Annotated in this window: 17 protein-coding genes; 7 read left to right on the top strand and 10 right to left on the bottom strand. The window is 65.0% G+C overall.

All coding sequences use genetic code 11. The features are described from left to right. Positions 1–12: 12 nt before the first annotated feature. Positions 13–924, bottom strand: a complete 912-nt coding sequence (locus tag ACFVYC_RS07580; protein WP_387548630.1) for a LysR substrate-binding domain-containing protein — start codon at positions 922–924, stop codon at positions 13–15. A 79-nt stretch (positions 925–1,003) separates the two neighbouring features. Here ACFVYC_RS07580 and ACFVYC_RS07575 point away from each other — a divergent pair, with 79 nt between their 5' ends. From ACFVYC_RS07575 to ACFVYC_RS07550, 6 genes are all read left to right on the top strand, one after another. Continuing rightward, positions 1,004–1,672: an RraA family protein gene (locus ACFVYC_RS07575; RefSeq protein ID WP_387548628.1), complete on the top strand. Its 669-nt coding sequence runs from the start codon at positions 1,004–1,006 to the stop codon at positions 1,670–1,672. After that, positions 1,672–2,334, top strand: a complete 663-nt coding sequence (locus tag ACFVYC_RS07570) for an RraA family protein (protein ID WP_387548626.1) — start codon at positions 1,672–1,674, stop codon at positions 2,332–2,334. Before ACFVYC_RS07575 ends, ACFVYC_RS07570 begins: the two co-directional genes overlap by 1 nt. Then, positions 2,331–2,948: an RraA family protein gene (locus ACFVYC_RS07565; RefSeq protein WP_387548624.1), complete on the top strand. Its 618-nt coding sequence runs from the start codon at positions 2,331–2,333 to the stop codon at positions 2,946–2,948. Before ACFVYC_RS07570 ends, ACFVYC_RS07565 begins: the two co-directional genes overlap by 4 nt. 57 nt (positions 2,949–3,005) lie before the next feature. Next, on the top strand, positions 3,006–4,178 hold the full coding sequence (locus tag ACFVYC_RS07560) for a pyridoxal phosphate-dependent aminotransferase (RefSeq protein ID WP_387548622.1): 1,173 nt from the start codon (positions 3,006–3,008) through the stop codon (positions 4,176–4,178). Beyond that, positions 4,175–4,462 carry a hypothetical protein gene (locus ACFVYC_RS07555; RefSeq protein WP_387548621.1) on the top strand — a complete coding sequence of 96 codons (288 nt, stop codon included), beginning with the start codon at positions 4,175–4,177 and terminating at the stop codon, positions 4,460–4,462. The genes ACFVYC_RS07560 and ACFVYC_RS07555 overlap by 4 nt, the downstream gene beginning before the upstream one ends. Positions 4,463–4,556: 94 nt before the next feature. Further along, a complete protein-coding gene (locus ACFVYC_RS07550; protein WP_387549015.1) occupies positions 4,557–5,333 on the top strand; it encodes an alpha/beta fold hydrolase in 777 nt (258 codons plus the stop codon). A 92-nt stretch (positions 5,334–5,425) separates the two neighbouring features. Here ACFVYC_RS07550 and ACFVYC_RS07545 read toward each other — a convergent pair whose 3' ends face one another. The 8 genes from ACFVYC_RS07545 to ACFVYC_RS07510 all read right to left on the bottom strand — a co-directional run bounded on the left by ACFVYC_RS07545 (position 5,426) and on the right by ACFVYC_RS07510 (position 14,067). After that, positions 5,426–5,656, bottom strand: a complete 231-nt coding sequence (locus ACFVYC_RS07545) for an FCD domain-containing protein (RefSeq protein WP_387548619.1) — start codon at positions 5,654–5,656, stop codon at positions 5,426–5,428. Positions 5,657–5,982: 326 nt separating this feature from the next. Next, positions 5,983–7,488 (bottom strand): NAD-dependent succinate-semialdehyde dehydrogenase, encoded by a 1,506-nt coding sequence (locus ACFVYC_RS07540; RefSeq protein WP_387548617.1) that lies wholly within the window; start codon positions 7,486–7,488, stop codon positions 5,983–5,985. 82 nt (positions 7,489–7,570) lie between these two features. Beyond that, positions 7,571–8,392 carry an HpcH/HpaI aldolase/citrate lyase family protein gene (locus ACFVYC_RS07535; protein WP_387548615.1) on the bottom strand — a complete coding sequence of 274 codons (822 nt, stop codon included), beginning with the start codon at positions 8,390–8,392 and terminating at the stop codon, positions 7,571–7,573. Further along, positions 8,377–9,162 carry a 2-oxo-hept-4-ene-1,7-dioate hydratase gene (gene hpaH, locus ACFVYC_RS07530; protein WP_387548613.1) on the bottom strand — a complete coding sequence of 262 codons (786 nt, stop codon included), beginning with the start codon at positions 9,160–9,162 and terminating at the stop codon, positions 8,377–8,379. The genes ACFVYC_RS07535 and hpaH overlap by 16 nt, the downstream gene beginning before the upstream one ends. Positions 9,163–9,251: 89 nt before the next feature. Then, the gene (gene hpaD / locus ACFVYC_RS07525; RefSeq protein ID WP_387548611.1) at positions 9,252–10,331 is read right to left on the bottom strand and encodes a 3,4-dihydroxyphenylacetate 2,3-dioxygenase; all 1,080 of its coding nucleotides are present in this window, start codon (positions 10,329–10,331) and stop codon (positions 9,252–9,254) included. 29 nt (positions 10,332–10,360) lie between these two features. Next, positions 10,361–11,902 carry a 5-carboxymethyl-2-hydroxymuconate semialdehyde dehydrogenase gene (hpaE, locus tag ACFVYC_RS07520; RefSeq protein WP_387548610.1) on the bottom strand — a complete coding sequence of 514 codons (1,542 nt, stop codon included), beginning with the start codon at positions 11,900–11,902 and terminating at the stop codon, positions 10,361–10,363. Between the two features lie 28 nt (positions 11,903–11,930). Then, positions 11,931–12,608, bottom strand: coding sequence for a GntR family transcriptional regulator (locus tag ACFVYC_RS07515; RefSeq protein ID WP_387548608.1), 678 nt, complete (start codon positions 12,606–12,608; stop codon positions 11,931–11,933). After that, positions 12,601–14,067 carry a fumarylacetoacetate hydrolase family protein gene (locus ACFVYC_RS07510; RefSeq protein WP_387548606.1) on the bottom strand — a complete coding sequence of 489 codons (1,467 nt, stop codon included), beginning with the start codon at positions 14,065–14,067 and terminating at the stop codon, positions 12,601–12,603. Before ACFVYC_RS07510 ends, ACFVYC_RS07515 begins: the two co-directional genes overlap by 8 nt. A gap of 221 nt (positions 14,068–14,288) precedes the next feature. On the opposite strand from ACFVYC_RS07510, the gene ACFVYC_RS07505 reads away from it, so the two are divergent. Further along, on the top strand, positions 14,289–16,199 hold the full coding sequence (locus ACFVYC_RS07505) for an FAD-binding monooxygenase (RefSeq protein ID WP_387548604.1): 1,911 nt from the start codon (positions 14,289–14,291) through the stop codon (positions 16,197–16,199). 247 nt (positions 16,200–16,446) lie between these two features. Here the strand turns inward: ACFVYC_RS07505 and ACFVYC_RS07500 are convergent, their stop codons facing one another. Further along, the gene (locus ACFVYC_RS07500; protein ID WP_387548602.1) at positions 16,447–17,103 is read right to left on the bottom strand and encodes an IclR family transcriptional regulator; all 657 of its coding nucleotides are present in this window, start codon (positions 17,101–17,103) and stop codon (positions 16,447–16,449) included. Positions 17,104–17,107 lie beyond the last annotated feature (4 nt).

The following is a 17,107-nucleotide window of genomic DNA, read 5'->3' as shown; positions in this document are numbered from 1 at the left end:
CAGAAGCGCGGGCTAGGCCGGAGCGCCAACCGTGCCGGCGTCCCGTTCCGGCCTGGCGCAGGCGATGAAGTGTTCGACAAGGGGTTCGTGGCCTCCCGCCCGGACAACCACGGACAGCTCTACCAGGTCCACCCGCCTGCGCAGTTCCCGCCAGACAAGCCCCTGGGGCTGGTGTCTGACGGAGGACTCGGGGGCAAGGGTGACTCCCAGCCCGCATCGGACCATGGCGAGCTGGGAGTGGATGGAGTTGGCGAAGTGCTGGGCTTCGGGGCTGAACCCGGCTTGGCGGCAGGCGGCAACCAATTCGTCGTGGTAGTCGGGAGAGATATGACGTGGCAGCCACACCCATGGTTCGTCGCGGAACTCCGCGAGGCTGATTGGTTCCTCGCCGCCGGCCAGCGGGTGTTTTTCTGGCATGGCAACCACAAAGTGGTCCCGGCGCAGCGGCACAGAGCTGAGCCGCCGGCCGGTAGCGGTCTGACGAATAACTGCAACATCCAGCTCCCGGCGCTCCAGGGCATCTCGTCCATGGTGCGAATCGATCTCCTGGACATGGAGGTCCACGAGGGGACGGGAGGCGCGGAACTTTTGCAATATCTGTGGCAGCGTTTCACTAAACGCCGAGGTGACGGCACCGATACGAAGGGTGCCGGTCAGTCCTCCGTTGGCCAGGGCCGCGACTTCACGGGCTCGTTCCGAAGCCCCGACCAAGAGTCTGCACTGCTCCAGGAACAAATGACCCGCTTCGGTCAGCAGAACGTTCCGGCTCGACCTGTTCAAAAGCGTTGTTCCCAGCTGGCGCTCCAGCTGAAGAATAGCCTGGCTCAGCGGTGGCTGTGACATGTTCAGCCTGACCGCTGCACGGCTGAAATTCAATTCCTCGGCAACGGCTATGAAGTACCGGGCCTGTCGGACTTCCACCATCTGATCTAGTTGCCCTTCGTCTTCCAGCTATACCCAACAAGACCTTCACTCTATCGTGCCGGTCCGTTCTACTTGAAGCATGACCCATACAAACAATTCCCTGCTTGCCGGATACGCGGAGCTTGACTCCGCTGCCGTCTCGGACGCCCTGGACGCCCTGGAGCTGCCCCCGGGCCAGGCGGGTTTCCTCCCGGTCTGGGGGCACCCCAAAATTGTCGGCTTTGCCGTCACCGTCCAGCTCGAGCCCTACGTTCCCGGACCAAGCGGTGCGCACATCGGCTCCACGGCAGTTGCTGCCGCTACCGACGAGAACGTCATCATCGTGAACAACGAAGGCCGCACCGACGTCTCCTGCTGGGGCGGGCTGCTCAGCCTTGGCGCGGCGATGAACGGCGTCCGCGGCGTTGTCGCGGACGGCGCCTGCCGCGACGTCAACGAGGCCCGCGAAATGGGTTTTCCCGTTTTCGCCAAGGGACGCATCCCGGCGACTGCCCGGGGCCGGCTGCAGCAGAAATCCACCGGCGAACCCGTCCGGCTCGGCAACGTCACCGTCATCCCCGGTGACGTCGTGTTCGCCGACGAAACCGGCGTCGTCGTGGTCCCCCGCGCCCACGCCGAAGAAGTCCTGGAAAAAGCACAGGCCGTAGCGGAACGCGAACGCGGCATCGCGGCGGACCTGCGCGCCGGCGTCGCACTCCACGAAGCCATGCGCGACGCGCGCCTGGCCGGAACCACCGAAGGACACTGATGAACACCACCACCTCCGACATTGCCACCCGCCTGAAAGCGATCCCCACGGCGTCAATTTCCGATGCCATGGATTCACTTGGCGTCCACGGCACCCTGCACGGCCTCACGCCGCTGACCTACGACTTCCGGATTGGCGGACCGGCTTTTACCGTCCAGTACGAACCGGCAGGGTCCGAACGCGGCAGCGTTGGTGACTTCCTCGACGACGTCCCGCCCGGCGCCGTCGTCCTCATCGACAACCAGGCCCGCACCGACGTCACCGTCTGGGGCGGCATCATGACCGAAATCGCCGCCGCCCGCGGCATCGGCGGAACCGTCATCAACGGCGTGTGCCGCGACCTGAACGCAGCCCTGCGCCAGAACTACCCGCTGTTCAGCCGCGGCCGGTTCATGCGCACCGGCAAGGACCGCGTCCGCCTGGTCGCCGTCAACGCGCCGGTCACCATCAACGACGTCCAGATCTCCCCGCTGGACATCATCTGCGGTGACGCCGACGGCGCCCTCGCCGTTCCCGCAGCCCGCGCCGAAGAAATCGCCGACATCGCAGAACGCATTGAAGACGTCGAAGCCCGCATCATCGAGGCGGTGAAGGCCGGATCCACCCTGGTCCAGGCCCGCGCGGACCTCGGCTACCACGACCTGCAGACGAGGAAAGCATGACCAACGCCGCCGGCGGACACTCCGCAGCCACCCTGTACGAAGCCGCCAAACTTCCCTGCGCCTGCGATCCGGGCCTGAAGGCAGCCTGGCCCGGAGCAAAAGTCGCCGGCCCGGCCTTCACGGTCCGCGGCATCGGCGGGGATAACCTCGCGCTGCACAACGCCGTCCTCGCCGCCCCAGCCGGCAGCGTCCTCGTCGTCGACCTGCAGGGCGCGGCCTACGGCCACTGGGGCGAAGTGCTTGCCGTCGCCGCACAGCACCGCGGGATCGCCGGACTCGTCATCGACGGCGGCGTCCGGGACTCCGAGGAGATGGGCGCCATGAACTTCCCCGTCTTCGCACGGCACGTCACGGTCGTCGGCACCGTCAAGGACTACCCTGGCGACATGCGCTCCCCGGTCCGGGTCGGCGGCCTCGTGGTCCACACCGGTGACCTGGTTGTCGGGGACGCGGACGGCGTGATCGTCCTGCCCCAGGACGCCGCCACGGTCATTATCAACCGCGCCGACCAGCGCGTGGCCGATGAACAGCGCATCATCGCCGAGATCAGGGCCGGCAAAACCACGCTCGAGCTCTACAACCTGCGCGCCGAAGGCACTTTCACCGCCCCTTAACCCATCACTGGACGGGGAAGGGCGAACCCTTCCCCGTCCTATTGCCCGAAAGACATCATGGAAACTGCAGCAACGCCACTTCTCCGCACGACCGGTTCGACCGCCGTGGAACGGATCATCAGCAGCAGCCGGCGGCCCAGGTCACTCGGCGCCAAAAAACCCGGCGCCGTCTCGCTGGCTATGGGCGAGCCGGACTCCGGCACCCCTACAGCCATCGTCGAAGCAGCCGTCAACGCCTTGACCTCCGGCCGGACCCGCTACGCGCCCATGGCGGGCTCCCCCGAACTGCAACATGCCATCGCCAAACACACAGCAGCAAGGTACAGCCGCCCCACAGAGTCCGGAAATATCGTCCTGACCCACGGCGGAAGCGGCGGTCTCGCAGCGACCATGCTCGCACTGGTCAACCCCGGCGACCGCATCCTGATCCCCGAACCGACCTACTCCCTCTATGCCGACCATGCGGCCATGATCGGCGCCGAGGTCATCTGGGTACCCAACCTCGCCGACGGCTCCCTGGACCTTGACACCCTCCAACAGGAAGCGGCCGCTGCCGAGATGATCGTCCTTTGCAACCCCGGAAACCCCACCGGCCGCGTCTACCCCGACAGCGACCTGCACCGGCTCGGGCAGCTCCTCCAGGACAACCCCGGACTGCTGCTCCTCGCCGACGAAGCATACGCCGACATCACCTTCGACGGCGGTGCCTTCACCTCCGCGCTCACGCTGGTAGATGCGCGGGAGCAAATCATCTGCTGCAGCACCTTCTCCAAGACCTACGCCATGACCGGCTGGCGGCTTGGCCACGTTGTAGCACCGGTCCAGTTGGCAGAAAAGATCAATACCATCCACCGCACCATCAATGGACCTTTGAGCACTTTCGTCCAGGATGCCGCGATGACAGCACTCGAAACCCCCGACGCCGACCTTCAGGCCGCCGCCGACTCCTACCAGCAGCGGCGAGACGTCGTCGTCGATCTCCTCTCCGGACTTCCCGGCGTCGAGATGCTTCCGCCCCAGGGCGCCTTCTACGCCTTCCCAAAGATCAACTCGGCGCTGACTTCAGATGAGATGACCGCCCGTTTCGCCGAGGCCGGGGTTCTGGTCCGCTCGGGCAGCGAGTTCGGACCCTCAGGCGAAGGCCACATCCGGATTTCCTTCGCCACGGACCTGGAGAGCCTTCAGGAAGGGCTTGCCCGGTTCGCATCAGCCGTCAAGGAAATGGTATGAAGCGCAGGGAGTTACTGTTCAGGGCCCCGCATCCTGAGAGCCAGCGCGGCATCCGTTACGACGATTGGCCTACCCTGATCGGAGGACGGGTTGAGATCCGCCGGCACGGCACGGTGATTCAAACCGGGGTGGTGGAAATGGTCATGCCGGACTCCTCAGCGCTCCGGCTGACCGCAGACCCCATGCAAGAGCGGCGGTACTTTTCCAAGTCCGACGGCTTCGAGGTGTGGATCAGCCCCCGCGATCTCCAACCCCTCATCAGCAAAGCCCCGGTACTGGGGTAAAAACCCCTCCCCTGCCAGCGGAAACGCCCTGCCAAACCCCATACCTGAAGGACACGAATTCTTGACCACAACGAGCACACTGACCAGGCACTGGATGCCGCTGACCATCGACGGGACCCGCGTGCGGCTTTCCTGCATCAGCCGAAACGGGGCCGGGCTGCCCATCGTTTTCCTGCACGGCTTCGGATCCACCAAGGAGGACTACGCGGACGTTGCGCTGCACCCCGCCTTTGCCGGCAGGCCAATTTTCGCCTACGACGCACCCGGCTGCGGCGAGTCCGAATGCACAGACCTGGACCGGATCTCCATTCCCTTTTTGGTCAAGACCGCCGTGGCGGCACTTGCTGAACAGGGCATCGACCGGTTCGACCTGGTGGGACACTCGATGGGTGGGCTGACCTCCCTGATGCTGGCGCATCAGGAACCGGAGCGGGTAGCCAGCTTCATTGATATTGAGGGGAACGTCGCCCCCGAGGACTGCTTCCTCAGCCGGCAGATCTCTGCACCCGCACGAGGAACCGGAACAGTTCCTGGAGGACTTCATCGCCCGGAACTGGGCAGCGCCTTTCTATTCAAGCCCCCTGTACGCCACCAGTGTCCGCTACAAGGTCCGCGCCCGGGCGGTCCGCGGGATCTTCGAATCCATGGTGGACCTCTCGGACAACGCCCATCTGATGGAAAAATTCCTGGCCCTGCCACTGCCGCGGATGTTCATGTACGGAGAGCAGAACAAGACCCTCAGCTACCTGCCCCACCTGGCTGGCAACGGTGTGGTCCTGGCGGAAATCCCGCACAGCGGACACTTCCCCATGTACTCCAACGCTCCGGAGATGTGGCGCAGGATCGCAGCTTTTCAGGCTCAGGCGAATGAACCATCACCTGTTGCAGAAACCGCCCGCGCCTGACCCGGCCGCGAAGCAGGGCGCGCCGGCAGCAAAGCACCGGGGGCCAAAACTGGTCCCTCTAAATTTCGGCGAGACCGGATGCGGTGGTGCGGATGTGTCCCAGGAGTGCGCGCTTGGCGATCTCCGGATCCTTGCACTGAAGGCCGTCGATGATGGCCTGATGTTCAGCGATAACGGCTGCCTGACGCTCAGGCGTATTCATCAAGGCGCGTATCCCGATGCATATATGGCGGGCACGCAGGTCCGCGGACGCGTCGTTGAAGGGCTCGAACCAGTCCTCGACTTTCATGGGTGCTGGTAGCTCCCTAGTAGCAGTAGCGGTGGATGCTCCTATGGGAGTTGTCCCAGGCTTCTGGCGGCGGCAGAGTTATTCCCGCTGCTTTGCAGTCAAGCAAGGAAACGCTTATTAAACAGTTCAAGGCGCAGAGCGGGTTGGGGTGTACTCCAATTCCGCATGTCGGTTCGCGATCCGGTTGTGTCCAGGCATGCCTTGAGTCGAGTAGGTCTGGTGCAAGCTGATGCGGGGTTTCGTTGTTTCCTGGGTAGCGGCGGCCATCCAATTCGCAGAGAGTGCCTGCCGCCTTTCCGGAGAGGCGGCAGGCTCGTTCTGTACTGCTAGTTCGCGTAGGGGTCGTTGATGCCGATGTATTGGGTGGTGGTGTATTCGGCGATGCCTTCGGTGCCGCCTTCGCGGCCGAGGCCTGATTGTTTGACGCCGCCGAAGGGTGCGGCGGCGTTGGAGATGACGCCGGCGTTGAAGCCGACCATGCCGAATTCGATTTGTTCTGCCACGCGGAGGAGGCGGTTGAAGTCGCGGCTGTAGAGGTATGAGGCGAGGCCGTATTCGGATGCGTTGGCGAGGCGGATGGCGTCTTCTTCGGTGCTGAAGGTGGTGACGGGGGCGACGGGGCCGAAGATTTCCTGGCGGAGGATTGCGGCGTCGTTGGGGACGTTGGCGAGGACGGTGGGTTGGTAGAAGTAGCCGGGCCCGTTCACGGGGTTGCCGCCGGTGATGGCGGTGGCTCCGGCGTCGACGGCGGCGGAGACGAGGGTGTGCACGTCGTCCCTTGCGCCGGCGTCGATGAGCGGCCCGACCTTTGTCTCCGGCTCGGTGCCGCGGCCGGTGGTCAGGGCGCCCATCGCGGCGGCGAATTTGCGGGTGAATTCCTGGGCGACGGATTCGTGGACGAGGAAGCGGTTGGCGGCGGTGCAGGCTTCGCCCATGTTCCGCATTTTGGCGGCCATGGCGCCTTCGACGGCGGCGTCGAGGTCGGCGTCTTCGAACACGATGAAGGGGGCGTTTCCGCCGAGTTCCATGGAGGTGCGGAGCACGTTCTGGGCGGCGTCGGCGATGAGGCGTTTGCCGACGGGGGTGGAGCCGGTGAAGGAGACTTTCCGGAGGCGGGAGTCTTTTAGCAGCGGCCCGGAAATCCCGGACGCCGAGGAGGAGGACACGACGTTGAGGACACCTGCCGGGAGTCCGGCGTCGAGCATGGTCTGGGCGAACAGTTGGGCGGTCAGGGGTGTGAGTTTGGCGGGTTTGAGGACCATGGTGCAGCCGGCGGCGATGGCGGGGGCGACTTTGCGGGTGGCCATGGCCAGCGGGAAGTTCCAGGGGGTGATGAGCAGGCAGGGTCCGACGGGTTTGTGCTGGACGAGGATCTTGTTTTTGCCCTCCGGGGTGGTGAGGTAGCGGCCGTAGTCGCGGACGGTTTCTTCGGAGAACCAGCGCAGGAATTCGGCGCCGTAGGTGACCTCGCCGCGGGCTTCGGTCAGGGGTTTGCCCATTTCCAGGGTCATCAGCAGCGCGAAGTCATCGGCGCGTTCGCTGACGAGGTCGAAGGCGCGGCGCAGGATCTCGGCCCGCGCCCGGGGTGCGGTGCGGGCCCAGGACGCCTGCACCTTGTCGGCGGCGTCCAGTGCGGCGACCGCGTCGTCGCTGGTGGCGGAGGCGAGGGTGGCGAGGACCTCGCCGGTGGCGGGGTCGTGCACGTCGAACGTGCCGCCGTCGGACGCGTCCCGCCACTGCCCATTGATCAGCAGGCCGGTCGGGACCGAGGCGAGGAGCGCAGCTTCACGCTCCGACGAGATGGCAGGGGAAATTGTGGGCGAAGCGGTCATGAGAAGGTCTCCTCAGAAAGTGTGTGGGGGCCGGGGGTTGGGCCTGACGGGTCAGAGGTTCCGACAGGCCCAACCACCGGGGCTAGTAGCTGGCAGGGGTGTCGCCGTCTGACGGCTGGACGTACTGCGCAGCGAGGGTTTCGGAACCGCGGGCCAGGAGCGCGACGTCGGCGCCTACCAGGATGAAGTTGGCGCCGTGGTCGAGGTAGTGGCGGGCGGTGCCGGGGTTGAAGGCGTTGACGCCGGCTGGTTTCCCGGCTGCTTTGGCGGCGGTGAGGCAGTGTTCGACGGCGGTGCGCACCTCGGGGTGTTCCTGCTGGCCGAGCAGGCCCATGGACGCGGCAAGGTCCGAGGGGCCCACGAAGATTGCGTCCACGCCGTCAACTTTCAGGATGTTCGCCACGGACTCCACGGCCGCGGTGGACTCGATCTGGACGGTGACGCTTATGGTTTCATTCGCTCGCGCGAGGTAGTCCGGGACCCGGTTCCAGCGGGCGGCCCGGGCGAGGGCGGAACCCACGCCGCGGACACCTTCGGGCGGGTAGCGCGTGGCAGCAACCGCTGCTTCTGCCTCGGCTACGGAGTTGACCATGGGGACGAGCAGGTTCTGCACACCGAGGTCCAGGTACTGCTTGATGGTTACGGTGTCGTTGACCGGCGGCCTCACCAAGGTGTGGACGGGGTACCCGTGGATGGCCTGGAGTTGGGCGAGGATGGATTCGAGCCCGTTGGGGCTGTGCTCGGCATCCACCAGGAGCCAGTCCAGCCCTGACCCTGCGCACAGTTCGGCGATCAGCGGACTGCCGGAGCACACCCACATCCCGGCCAGCGGACGGCCTGCCTGACCCTTTTGCTTTTGCTCAGCGAGGGCGTCGCGGAAGGTTTTGTCTACTCGAAGCGGCATGTCACGCTCCCCAAAGGGCCATAGTCGGCGTGGACGGTGTCGCCCTTGTACACCCAGAGCGGGCGGGTGAAGGATCCGGCGAGGATGATGTCCCCTGCTTTGAGTGAATCACCGTGTGCAGCGATTTTGTTGGCCAGCCAGTGCACTCCGTTGGCGGGGTGGTCCAGGACGCCGGCGGCGACGCCGGTTTCCTCTACGGTCTGGTTTTTGTAAAGGATGGCGGAGACCCAGCGTAGGTCCACGGCGTCCGGCTTGATCGGGTTGCCGCCGATCACCATGGCTCCCATGGCGGCGTTGTCCGAGATGGTGTCCACGATGGTCCGGCCTTCCATCTCAATCCTCGAATCGAGGATCTCCAGGGCCGGAACCACGTAGTCGGTGGCTTTGAGGACGTCGAAGATGGTGACGCCCGGGCCCTTGAGCCCTTCTTTGAGGACGAACGCGAGTTCCACCTCGACCCGTGGGTGGGTGTACTGGTCCCACTGAACGGAGCAGCCGGTTTCGAGGACCATGTCATCGAAGATGGCGCCGTAGTCCGGTTCGGTGATGCCGGTGGCGTCCTGCATGGCCTTTGACGTGAGGCCGATCTTGCGGCCCACCAGGGTCCGGCCGGCTTCCTCGTTGCGGCGGCGCCACAGCTGCTGCACCGCGTAGGAATCCTCCACCGTCATCTCCGGGTACCGGGCTGTCAGGCGGGGGACCGGGGTCCGGGAACGCCCCGCCTCCACCAGTTCGTCCGCGATGGCCTCAATCGTCTTCGGCTCCAGCATTCTGCGCTCCTCAAGGTGGTACAAATCGTTCAGTTGTAAAGGGCAGCCGGTCCCGCTGTTGCGATACGGAACCGGCTGCCCGGTCAGTGCTAGAGCTGCGCGCCGAGCTTGAAGCCCTCAGCCCCGGCTGTTTCGCTGGGCCGGGTGTAGGAGAACCCGTCGGCGCCCACGGTGACGGCCATTTCGGAGGCGTCGGTGCGTTCGATGACGGGCTGGGGGTTCCCGTCGAGGTCCAGGACCAGGGAGGCTTCGGTGTACCAGGACGGGACCACGGGGTTGCCCCACCAGTCGCGGCGCTGGTTGTCGTGGACGTCCCAGGTGATGGTGGGGTTGTCCGGGTCGCCGGTGTAGTAGTCCTGGGTGTAGATCTCGATGCGGTGGCCGTCCGGGTCCAGGATGTAGAGGTAGAACGCGTTGGACACGCCGTGCCGGCCGGGGCCGCGTTCGATCCGGTCGCTGATGCGCAGGGCGCCCATTTTGTCGCAGATCTGGATGATGTTGTGCTTCTCGTGCGTGGCGAACGCGACGTGGTGCATGCGCGGGCCGTTGCCGCCCGTGAGGGCGGTGTCGTGGACGGTCTGCTTGCGGTGCATCCAGGCGGCGTAGGTGACGCCGTCGGAGTCCTTGATGTCTTCGGAGACGCGGAAGCCGAGGTCCTCGAGGTAGGCGCGGCCGCGGGGGACGTCGGGGGTGACCTGGTTGAAGTGGTCCAGGCGGACCAGCTCGCCGGCGGAGTAGAGGTCGTAGCGCTGGGTGAGGCGCTCCACGTGTTCCACGTCGTAGAAGAATTCGTAGGGGAAGCCCAGCGGATCCTCGACGCGGACGGAATCACCGATGCCCTTGGTGAAGCCTTCCTTACGGCGCTCCACCCGGCAGCCGAGTTCTTTGTAGTAGGCCTCGGCGGCGTCCACTTCGGCGGGGGACTTCACCCGGTAGGCGAACGCGGCGACGGCGGCGATGGGTCCCTTGCGCAGCACCAGGTTGTGGTGGATGAACTCCTCCAGGGAGCGCAGGTAGATGTTGTTCTCGTCTTCTTCGGTGACGTGCAGGCCCAGGACGTCGACGTAGAACTCGCGGGATTTGGCGAGGTCAGTGACCACGATTTCCATGTAGGCGCAGCGGACGATGTCCGGGGCCGGGACAGACGGGGTGGGAACGAAGTTGGTCATGATGGTCTCTCTTCTTCGAAAGGTTGGGGTTAGCTGTCGCTGGTTTCTGCAGCGTCTTCGATGTTGCCGAACTTGGGTGAGTGGGCTTCGTTGAGGGTGATCTGTACCGACTGCTGGGTGGTGTAGAAGTCGACTGAGCGGTAGCCGCCCTCGCGTCCGAGGCCCGAGGCCTTGACGCCGCCGAACGGGGTGCGCAGGTCGCGGACGTTGTTCGAGTTCAGCCACACCATGCCCGCCTCGATGGCGTGGGCGAAGTTGTGTGCGCGCTTCAGGCTCGAGGTCCAGACGTAGGCGGCGAGGCCGTACTTGGTGTTGTTTGCGAGCTCGAGGGCCTCTTCGTCGGTGTCGAAGGGGGTGATGGCCACGACGGGTCCGAAGATTTCCTCCTGGAAGATCCGGGCGTCTGGGGCGACGTCGGCGAACACGGTGGGTGCAACGTAGTTGCCGGTGGGGAATCCTTCGGCGCGGCCGCCGCCGGCGAGCAGCCGGCCCTCGGTCTTGCCGATTTCGATGTAGCTCATGACCTTGTCGAAGTGGTTCGGGTGCACGAGCGAGCCGACTTCGGTTGCGGGATCGCTCGGGAGGCCCACTTTGATGTTCTTCGCGCGCTCCGCGAAGCGGGCTACGAAGTCGTCGTAGATGTCGCGCTGCACGAGCACGCGGGACCCGGCGGTGCAACGCTCCCCGTTGAGTGAGAAGACACCGAAGACGGTGGCGTCGAGGGCGGCCTCGATGTCGGCGTCGGCGAAGACGACGGCGGGGCTCTTGCCGCCGAGCTCGAGTGAGAGGCTCTTGAACTGGGGGGCGGCTGCGGTGGAGATGGTGGCGCCGGTTGAGCTGTCGCCGGTGAAGGAGACGATCGGCACGTCGGGGTGCTTCACGAGGTAGTCGCCTGCGACGCCGCCGGATCCGAAGATCAGGTTGAAGACGCCGTCGGGCAGGCCTGCCTCGCGGAAGATTTCAGGCCACAGTACGGCGGAGAGCGGGGTGTAGCTGGCCGGCTTCATGACCACGGTGTTGCCCGTGGCGATGGCCGGGGCTAGCTTCCAGGACTCCTGCATGAAGGGGACGTTCCACGGCGTGATGAGGGCAGCGACGCCGATCGGCTTGCGGTTCACGTAGTTGATCTGGCGGCCGGGGACCTTGAATGCGTTGTCCTCCTGCCCGACGATGAGGTCCGCGAAGAACCGGAAGTTCTCGGCGGCGCGGCGGGCCTGGCCCTTGGCCTGGGTGATTGGCAGGCCGGAGTCGTAGCTCTCAAGAAGGGCCAGTTCATCATCGCGTGATTCGACGATGTCGGCGATCTTGTGCAGCACACGCGAGCGTTCGCGGGGCAGCATCTTCGACCAGGGGCCTTCCTTGAAGGCGCGCTTGGCGGCGGCGACGGCGAGGTCGACATCTTCCGGCTGGGCTGAGGCGACAGTGGCGTAGTTCTCGTTGGAGACCGGCTCCTGAACGTCGAACGTCTTCCCGCTGATCGACTCGACGAACTTGCCGTCGATGAAGTGCTGGAGATGTGTGGGCAGGTTTTCTGGAATGTGGTGCTGGGTGGTTTCTACGGAGGTCGTCATCGTTGAGGTCCTAACTGTGATTCGGGTACTAGTTGCTTTGGGCAAGGTAGGCGTCGAGGGTGGCAGAGCGGTGGAGGCGGGCGGCTTTTTCGATGGTGTCCGCATCTGCTCCGGATTCGATGAGCTGCAGGAGTGCTTCGTGTTCGTCCACTGAGTTGTGGGCGCGGCCGGGGACGAAGCGGAACGTCGAGGATCGCAGGGAAGCCAGCCGGTTCCAGCCGCGGTGGACGAGGTCCAGGATGTGGGGGTTGGGGCAGTGTTCGAACAAGACGCTGTGGAAGTCCTGGTTAAGCTGCGTGAAGCGGACGGGATCGAAGTGGTCCAGGCACTCGCGCATCTCCTCGTTCACCGCCCGTGCCCGGGCAATGGCCACCGAATCGATCAGTGGAGCGGACAGCGCGGTGGCGGCGCCTTCGATGATGCTGAGCGTCTGCATGGTGTAGAGGTACTCGGTGGGATCGATCCCGGCCACGGTGGCGCCGACGTTGCGTTCGAACTTCACCAGGCCCTCGGCCTCGAGCCGGCGGATGGCTTCCCGGACCGGGACGACGCTGAACCCGAGGTCCTTGGCAATGGAAGCGAGGACCAGACGGTAGCCGGGGGAGTAGGTCCCTTCGACGATCCTGGCCTTCACTGCGTCGTAGGCCTGCTGGGACTTGCTGCCGGCAGCGGCCGCGGCGGGAAGCTCGGTCACTGTCTCAGTCATTCGCTCGGCCTGCTTCCCATTCCTTGTACCGTGCCTGCCACTCGTTGTTCATGGGGTAGAGGCCGTCCACGCTGTTGCCCTGCTTGACCATCTCGAAGATGAAGGTTTCTTCCTGTTCCTGGGTGATGCAGTCGTCGACGAGTTCTTCGGCGATGGCCGGGGGGATCGCCAGGATGCCGTCGGAGTCGGCCACGATGATGTCGCCGGGCTGGACGGTGGCCCCGCCGCAGGCGATGGTGATGTCCGTGTCCCAGGGGATGTGGCGGCGGCCGAGTACGGCGGGATGCGGGTTGGCGAAGTAGGTGGGCATCTCCAGGCCGGCGACGGCGGTGTAGTCGCGGACGCCGCCGTCGGTGATGATGGCCGCGGCACCACGGACCTGGGCGCGGAGGGCCAGGATGTCGCCGACGGTGCCGGTGCCTTTTTCGCCGCGGGCTTCCATCACGAGGATTTCACCCTCGTTGACGGAGTCGATGGCGCGCTTTTGGGCGTTGAAGCCGCCGCCGTGGGTCTTGAAGAGGTCCTCGCGGTTGGGGACGTAGCGCAGGGTCCGGGCCAGGCCGACGACGCGACGGTCGGGGCGGGTGGCTTGCAGCCCGTCGATACTGACGTTGTTCAGGCCGCGCTTGCGCAGCTGCGAGGACAGGGTGGCGGTGGCCACGGACTCGAGCTTTGCCTTCAGTTCCGGAGTCAGAACACTGGCGGGTGCAGGCAGCCCGGCGGCTTCGCGGGATCCGTAGGCCTCTTCCCGCTGCAGGTCATCAACCTTGGGGCCGGCACCAAAGTCGGCGAACGGCGTCGTGCCTTCCTCCACGGTGGTGGTCAGGCGGCCGGTGGTAAGGCCGCCGTCAGCAGTGCTGACCTCCACCTCGAGCACGTCGCCGGGGTGGGCCACGGAGGCGCCGGCGGGGGTGCCGGTGAGGATGATATCGCCCTCCTCGAGGGTGAGCAGCTGGGACAGGTCCGCCACCAACCGGGCGAACGGAAAGAGCAGGTCCTCTGTCGTGTCGTCCTGGACCAGGTCGTCGTTGTGCCAGGTGCGGATGCGCAGTTTGGCGGGGTCGACGGCGTCTGCCGGGATCAGTGCCGGGCCCACGGGAGTGAAGCCGTCCCCGCCCTTGGACCGGAGGTTGGAGCCCTTGTCCGCCCAGCGCAGGTCGTAGACCCCGAGGTCGTTGCTGGCGGTGACCGCGGCGACGTGGCTCCACGCGTCCTCCATGCCGACACGGCGGGCGGCCTTGCCGATCACCAGGGCAATCTCGCCCTCGTAGCCGAGCAGTTCGCAGCCTGCCGGGCGCTCCACGCTGCTGCCGCTCAGGGCGAGCGAGCTGGAAGGCTTCAGGAAGTACGACGGCTGCGCCGGGGTCCGGCCGCGCTGCGCCGCCCGGCTGGGGTAGTTGATGTGCACCGCGATCACCTTGCGGGCTGCACCCAGGGTGTCCTCGTTGACCTGCTCCAAGACCGTCTCCTCATTAGGTACGAAATCGTATACGAACCACTATGAGGGGCATCACGTAGTTCGTCAACTCCGCCATTTAGGGGATGTGGCCATCTTGTCGCCTGGGTCACAGGTGCCGTACAGTTGTGACTCAAATGTCCACGTTTCGCATATAGAAACGTGAGTTCGAATATAGAACACGCCCTAAGTGTCTACAGCCCACAGTGAAGTGAGGAATTCCCGTGCAGTTTCACCACCACGGTTACGTATCCGGTGACCCGCGAGTCCAGCCCGCCGCCGGCGTCGGTATCAATCGGCCCGCAGAGCTCCCCGACCAGGTCGATGTGCTCATCGTTGGCACCGGCCCTGCCGGCATGCTCGCCGCCGCGCAGCTCTCCCAGTTCCCCAATGTCACCACCCGCATCATCGAGCGCCGCCCGGGCAGGCTCGCCATCGGGCAGGCCGATGGCATCCAGGCCCGCAGCGTCGAAACCTTCCAGGCCTTCGGGTTCGCAGAACGGATCATCGCCGAGGCTTACGCGATCACCGAGATGGCGTTCTGGAAGCCGGATGTGAATGATTCCTCGCGAATCGTCCGCACCGCCCGGACCCCGGATGACCCCGCCGGGATCAGTGAGTTCCCGCACCTGATCGTCAACCAGGCCAGGGTGCTGGACTACTTCGCAGAATTCATGGGGAACGCACCCACGCGGATGGCACCGGACTACGGCTACGAGTTCCAGGGACTTGAGGTTGCCGACGGAGGGGAATACCCGGTTACGGTCACGCTCCTTCACACCTCCGGTCCCAACGAAGGCCAGGAAAAGATCGTCAGGGCCAAGTACGTTGTAGGCGCTGACGGCGCGCGCAGCAAAGTTCGCCAGGCCATCGGCTGCACCCTCGCCGGCGACGCCGCCAACCACGCCTGGGGCGTCATGGACGCACTCGCCGTCACCGACTTCCCGGACATCCGCACCAAGTGCGCCATCCAGTCAGGTGAAGGCGGCAGTATCCTGCTGATCCCGCGCGAGGGCGGCCACCTGTTCCGCATGTATGTCGACCTCGGCGAAGTTGACCCCAATGACAAGGGCGCTGTCCGGAACACCAGCATCGAGGAAATCATTGGCAAGGCCAATGAGATTCTTCACCCGTACACTCTGGACGTGCGCAACGTTGCCTGGCACAGCGTCTACGAGGTGGGGCACCGGCTCACCGACCGGTTCGACGACGTCCTCCCGCAGGAGCGCGGCACCCGCACTCCGCGGGTGTTCATCACCGGCGATGCCTGCCACACCCACAGCGCCAAGGCCGGCCAGGGCATGAACGTCTCCATGCAGGACGGCTTCAACATCGCCTGGAAGCTCGGGCACGTCCTCGAAGGCCGCAGCCCCGAAAGCCTCCTGTCCACCTACTCCGAAGAGCGGCAGGTGGTGGCCAAGAACCTGATCGACTTCGATAAAGAGTGGTCCACCATGATGGCCAAGAAGCCCGAGGAGTTCGCCAGCCCCTCTGAGCTGGAGGACTTCTACGTCACCACCGCGGAATTCCCCGCCGGCTTCATGACTCAATACGCACCGTCGATGCTGGTCGGCACTGCTGAGCACCAAGCCCTGGCCACAGGATTTCCCGTAGGCAAGCGCTTCAAATCTGCACCTGTCGTGCGGGTCGCCGACACGAATCCCGTGCAATTGGGACACCATGCCACGGCGGACGGCCGGTGGCGGATCTACGTCTTCGCCGACGCCGCGCAGCCGGGAACGGGCTCCGCCACTGATCTGCTCGCCGAGTGGTTCGCCAGTTCGTCCGAGTCGCCGCTGGCTGCCACCCCGCAAAACGCTGACCTTGATGCCTGGTTCGACGTCAAGGTCGTTTACCAGCAGGATCACCACAACGTCGATATCGGCGCCGTCCCGGCAGTCTTCAAGCCGCAGGTGGGTCCGTTCAAATTGACGGACTACGAAAAGGTTTACGCCACCGATTTGTCAGCGGACATCTTCGACCTGCGCGGCCTGGACCGCCGCGGCGCCGTCGTGATTGTGCGCCCGGACCAGTACGTGGCAAACGTCCTGCCCCTGACCGCGACCGCTGAACTCAGTGCGTTCTTCGCACCGCTGCAGAAGCCGCGCCAGACGGTGGCGGCCGCGGCCCGGTAGTTCCAGGAGGTTCGAGCCACAGCCCTTGCCTCGACTGACAGGAGAGCTTACTTCTCCTAAGGCGTAGTCAAGGAAAAGCACACGCGGGATCAAGAGGCCGTGCCGCACTCCAAAGATTGTCCATTTTTACGCCTGCGCAGGTTCCCCGGAAGCTCGGGGAACCTGCGCTTGGTAGTTAAGGCTAAGCCAGTCGCAAGAATGAAATTACTTGTTGAAGGAAGGAACCCTGGCACTTCCACTTGACCGGCTACTGGATCCTTTGCTGCAGAGACTGTGCGATTCTCTGGGCTGCTTGAATGACTTTCTCGCCGTGGTCCTTGCCCGGTGATGCGACGACGCGGGCCAACGGCATGGCAAGGCAGACTGCAGCGATAATTTCTTCATCAGTCTGTACCGGGGCGCTAATTGATCCCAGTCCTGGTGTTCGGACACCCACGGACTCGATCCAGCCAACTGTGGCCAGCTGGGAAAGGGCGTCCTCGTCGCCCGCCAGCACTTTGCCGCTTGATCCTTGGGGGAGGGGCAGCCTTGAGCCTGGAGGCAGGATCGCACGGAGTTCGTGCTGGCTGTCGGCGCTGAGCAGGCAGACCCGTTCATCTCCCCGCCGCACCCACAGTTGCGCGGTTTCGCCGGTCCGGTCCCGCAGTTCCCGGAGGACTGGCATGCCGGCGTTTTCCAATGCTGAGCGGACGAACCGGTCGCCCAGCCGGAAGGTGCCGGTATCGGTGCGACGGAGGAACCCGTAGTCAGCCAGTTGCAGCGCCAGTCGGTGCGCCGTGGACACCGAAAGGCCGGTCTGCCGTGACAGCTCACTGGCTGACACGGCCGACCGGCCCACGGCATCAAGGATCGATGCGGCCCGCTCGAGGGTGCGGTTGCTTCCGTTGGTTTCAGGAGATGGCATATGA

Origin of the sequence: Pseudarthrobacter sp. NPDC058329 (assembly GCF_042879835.1) — a bacterium.
Lineage (GTDB): Bacteria > Actinomycetota > Actinomycetes > Actinomycetales > Micrococcaceae > Arthrobacter.
The sequence above is the reverse complement of the archived record's forward strand: the minus strand, read 5'-3'. Positions and strand labels throughout refer to the sequence as shown.

Bases quoted from the DNA above. Each gene is read 5' to 3' on its own strand.
- ACFVYC_RS07580 (WP_387548630.1), bottom strand. From the start codon at position 924: ATGGTGGAAGTCCGACAGGCCCGGTACTTCATAGCCGTTGCCGAGGAA.
- ACFVYC_RS07575 (WP_387548628.1), top strand. From the start codon at position 1,004: ATGACCCATACAAACAATTCCCTGCTTGCCGGATACGCGGAGCTTGAC.
- ACFVYC_RS07570 (WP_387548626.1), top strand. From the start codon at position 1,672: ATGAACACCACCACCTCCGACATTGCCACCCGCCTGAAAGCGATCCCC.
- ACFVYC_RS07565 (WP_387548624.1), top strand. From the start codon at position 2,331: ATGACCAACGCCGCCGGCGGACACTCCGCAGCCACCCTGTACGAAGCC.
- ACFVYC_RS07560 (WP_387548622.1), top strand. From the start codon at position 3,006: ATGGAAACTGCAGCAACGCCACTTCTCCGCACGACCGGTTCGACCGCC.
- ACFVYC_RS07555 (WP_387548621.1), top strand. From the start codon at position 4,175: ATGAAGCGCAGGGAGTTACTGTTCAGGGCCCCGCATCCTGAGAGCCAG.
- ACFVYC_RS07550 (WP_387549015.1), top strand. From the start codon at position 4,557: ATGCCGCTGACCATCGACGGGACCCGCGTGCGGCTTTCCTGCATCAGC.
- ACFVYC_RS07545 (WP_387548619.1), bottom strand. From the start codon at position 5,656: ATGAAAGTCGAGGACTGGTTCGAGCCCTTCAACGACGCGTCCGCGGAC.
- ACFVYC_RS07540 (WP_387548617.1), bottom strand. From the start codon at position 7,488: ATGACCGCTTCGCCCACAATTTCCCCTGCCATCTCGTCGGAGCGTGAA.
- ACFVYC_RS07535 (WP_387548615.1), bottom strand. From the start codon at position 8,392: ATGCCGCTTCGAGTAGACAAAACCTTCCGCGACGCCCTCGCTGAGCAA.
- hpaH (WP_387548613.1), bottom strand. From the start codon at position 9,162: ATGCTGGAGCCGAAGACGATTGAGGCCATCGCGGACGAACTGGTGGAG.
- hpaD (WP_387548611.1), bottom strand. From the start codon at position 10,331: ATGACCAACTTCGTTCCCACCCCGTCTGTCCCGGCCCCGGACATCGTC.
- hpaE (WP_387548610.1), bottom strand. From the start codon at position 11,902: ATGACGACCTCCGTAGAAACCACCCAGCACCACATTCCAGAAAACCTG.
- ACFVYC_RS07515 (WP_387548608.1), bottom strand. From the start codon at position 12,608: ATGACTGAGACAGTGACCGAGCTTCCCGCCGCGGCCGCTGCCGGCAGC.
- ACFVYC_RS07500 (WP_387548602.1), bottom strand. From the start codon at position 17,103: ATGCCATCTCCTGAAACCAACGGAAGCAACCGCACCCTCGAGCGGGCC.